This is a genomic window from Hydrocoleum sp. CS-953 (assembly GCF_002260545.1).
Classification (GTDB): Bacteria; Cyanobacteriota; Cyanobacteriia; order Cyanobacteriales; family Microcoleaceae; genus Trichodesmium.
In genome coordinates this window covers 1-3,173 of sequence record NZ_LGSU01000460.1, presented here as the reverse complement: position 1 = coordinate 3,173, position 3,173 = coordinate 1, and the positions used below count along the sequence as shown (strand labels likewise).

The 3,173-nt window shown below is 35.4% G+C and carries 3 protein-coding genes; 1 reads left to right on the top strand and 2 read right to left on the bottom strand.

Annotation, left to right across the window (positions count from 1 at the left end; translation table 11 throughout):
* The first annotated feature begins 620 nt into the window (after nt 1–620).
* Nucleotides 621–1,226 carry a class I SAM-dependent methyltransferase gene (locus AFK68_RS04620; protein ID WP_094671784.1) on the top strand — a complete coding sequence of 202 codons (606 nt, stop codon included), beginning with the start codon at nt 621–623 and terminating at the stop codon, nt 1,224–1,226.
* A 502-nt stretch (nt 1,227–1,728) separates the two neighbouring features.
* Here AFK68_RS04620 and AFK68_RS04615 read toward each other — a convergent pair.
* Both AFK68_RS04615 and AFK68_RS04610 read right to left on the bottom strand, forming a co-directional pair.
* Entirely contained in the window at nt 1,729–2,067 is a 339-nt protein-coding gene (locus AFK68_RS04615) for a hypothetical protein (RefSeq protein WP_094671783.1), read from the bottom strand.
* Between the two features lie 307 nt (nt 2,068–2,374).
* A partial coding sequence (locus AFK68_RS04610) for a M50 family metallopeptidase (protein WP_210407228.1) occupies nt 2,375–3,173 on the bottom strand: 799 nt, incomplete at its 5' end.

Genomic DNA, 3,173 nt, shown 5'->3' with positions numbered 1-3,173 from the left:
GCACAACTCCGTTTTGCTAGCGCAAAGCTCCGCTAACGGCGCTTGAGCCGACATGAAAAACGCGGAGCGACATATAAAGCGGAGGTTTGCGTTAGCACATGGCCGTTTCGCTGCGCGACATGAAACGCCCCTACGACTCCTGACTCAAGAGGCAAAAACTCGCAACTTTGCCAAGATACGCTTAGGGCTTCTATAAAGGGGATAGTCAGATATATTTATCCCTTGATTTTTCTGCTACGCAAAGCTCCGCTAACGGCGCTTGAGCCGACATGAAAAACGCGGAGCGACATATAAAGCGGAGGTTTGCGTTAGCACATGGCCGTTTCGCTGCGCGACATGAAACGCCCCTACGACTCCTGACTCAAGAGGCAAAAACTCGCAACTTTGCCAAGATACGCTTAGGGCTTCTATAAAGGGGATAGTCAGATATATTTATCCCTTGATTTTTCTGCTATTATTCTGCCAAAAATAATAACTTTTTGAGAGTTTTCAACTGCAAAACAGGCACTTTTTTCAACCCAAAAAGCCTAAAGTTTAAATTTATTTAGTAAACCCTAGTTATTATTTTTCTCGACTCATATTTCCTACTCCCTAAAACAATAACTGATAACTAAAATAACATGACAAATAATACTTCTATTAAACAAACATTTTTTGACCGTTGGGCACCAAGTTACGATTGGTTATTTCCATCTGTAGTTTATCAAGCTATACATAAAAGGTTGCTGGAATATGTAAATTTACCAAGTTCGGCAAATGTACTTGATTTAGGTTGTGGTACGGGAAAACTTCTCTATCGTCTTGCTATTAATTTTCCTAATCTTCAAGGTACTGGTTTAGACTTATCTCCGGAAATGATTAGTCAAGCAAATAGTCGTAATCATTATCCAGAACGTTTAACATTTTTATCAGGAAATTCTGAAGAAATGCCTTTAACGGATGAGCAATTTGATGCTGTTTTTAATACCATTAGTTTTTTACATTATCCTCATCCTCAACAGGTATTTAATGAAGTGAGTCGAGTATTACGTCCTGGTGGATATTTTTATTTAGTTGATTCTTATTTGAAATGGCAAGATGAATTTCAATATTTAGGTATTACTCCAGGAGGTTTAAACCTTTATAGTCCAACAGCTCGTGCAAAATTGGGTCAAGAAGCTGGATTAAATTTACAAGCTAATTATTACTTATTAGGAGCAGTATTACTAACAATATTTACTAAATAATAAAACTGATAAATTCTAAAAACCTAATTCCCCTTTCCCCCTGTTGATAAACAGTTTATGATAAAAAAGTGTTGGTAATTAGTAAGATAATTTTCTGCTAGGATAACTGAATATTGGCATTAAAAAGCAAATATTTCAGACAGTGAATTAATAAGCGATAAAGTGAGTAATATATTTTTACTAACTCGGCAAAAAATTAGGCTAACAAGAAATTATCTATAGGACTTACGCAAAGACAATGTATATAGTGTTCAAAACTATAACGTTATAGTTTTTTGACTCTATAATATAGTACCTCATAGTACCTCTGCCTAAGTCCCAATCTAGATAAAATAATAAACTTTTTCTAGCGAAAAAAACTAATTATATTAAATCTGGATAATTACTATAGCTAAGTCATTGCGAGTGGAACGGAGTGGAAGGTTTGCGGAGCATTCCGGAACGGATAGCAATCTCCGCACACCCCTGAGATTGCTTCCGCTTCGTCGCTGCGGACGACTGTTCAATCAGATTCTGTATTGCTAATTTTCTTTTTCTTTTGACTCCAAACACCCAATCCTGCAACGAAAATTAACCCAGTAATTAAAGTAGGTTCTGGCACAGATGTACCTGCTTGTTTTGAGAGATTACATTCAGTATTTGAGTTTTGAATAGACTGGGATGTAGTAGTAGTAAAAAATTGGGATAAATCTGAACTTTGAGCTGAATTAGTTTCTGTAGTTAAACTATTATTATCCTGAGTTGAACTTACAATAATAGCCTTTGCTGGTAAATTTTGATAAAATCCTAAGCTGAAAATTAAACTAGCAGAAATGACTGGGAAAATTTGATTTATTTTCATTACTTTTTTCTCCTAAATATTATCATTAAATCAGAACAAATAATAAACTGTCATTGCGAGGGATAGGGAAGCAATCTCAAGTGTCTTTCTTTTGCTTCTCATAGGTAGGTCATTTCAGTTATCAACTATTAGCATCTCCTGCTGTTTGCGCAGCATTCCGTAGGAAACCAGGAGGCTTGAAAATACGGAATATTCTTTTTTTATCCTCTTAAAAAAAGAGACTTGAAACGAAAACTTTTCGGTCAGATAAATATTTAACTAAGGTTAATGCGGGGAAAATGGTAGGTTCAAATTTCTGAGTGCTATTTCAAATCCAATTCCAAACCACAGGCAAAAACTCTCCTATCCAATTTCCCACTAACCACAACATATAACCCAAAATCAAAACCGTATAAATAATGCTTAAAGGTGCATAAATAGCTAAAATTGCTTGGTCAGAAGTAGTCTCAGGCGAAGGTTGACGACGCAATATATCGAAATAAAATTCAAGCGATCGCTTCCTTAAATTATTTATTCCTGTCATTGCTACTAACAAATAATAACCATCAAAAGCATTCAACGGATTCAAATTTAACACCACTGTTACTAAAGCAGCACTCATCAATAAATAACTATTTTGCTGCATAAAACTCTGGGGAGGAGATCCTAATAATAACCATACCGCCAACGCCCAAATAATTATTTGAACTATTACCCCCGCAGCTACAACTAACACTCTTTGTTTCCGTTTTACTAAACAATATTGATCAGAAGTATTAGTATACATTCCTGGCATAAAACACATAAATAATAAACCAATTTCTGGTACAATACCGCCGAAATGTTTCAGAGTAAAAGCATGACCTAATTCATGTAAAAAAATCACCAACATTGAGGCAAAACCTAACTTTAATAAATTAGTCGGAGCTAAACTCAAATCTCCCCAAACTTGTTGATGAGCAGAAACAATATCTGTGGCATAAGCTAACCACAAAAAAATTGTTTGACCGAGGAAAAAACAGAGGAAAAAACCAAAAGCTTTAGTCCAAATCCAACGTAATTTGTCTAGATGTTTTTCTAACCATTCGTCAGGTTTGAACAGAGGGATTGTGAAAAACAAGATTTGT

Coding starts and splice junctions, on each gene's coding strand:
- AFK68_RS04620 (WP_094671784.1), top strand. CDS start 621: ATGACAAATAATACTTCTATTAAACAAACATTTTTTGACCGTTGGGCA.
- AFK68_RS04615 (WP_094671783.1), bottom strand. CDS start 2,067: ATGAAAATAAATCAAATTTTCCCAGTCATTTCTGCTAGTTTAATTTTC.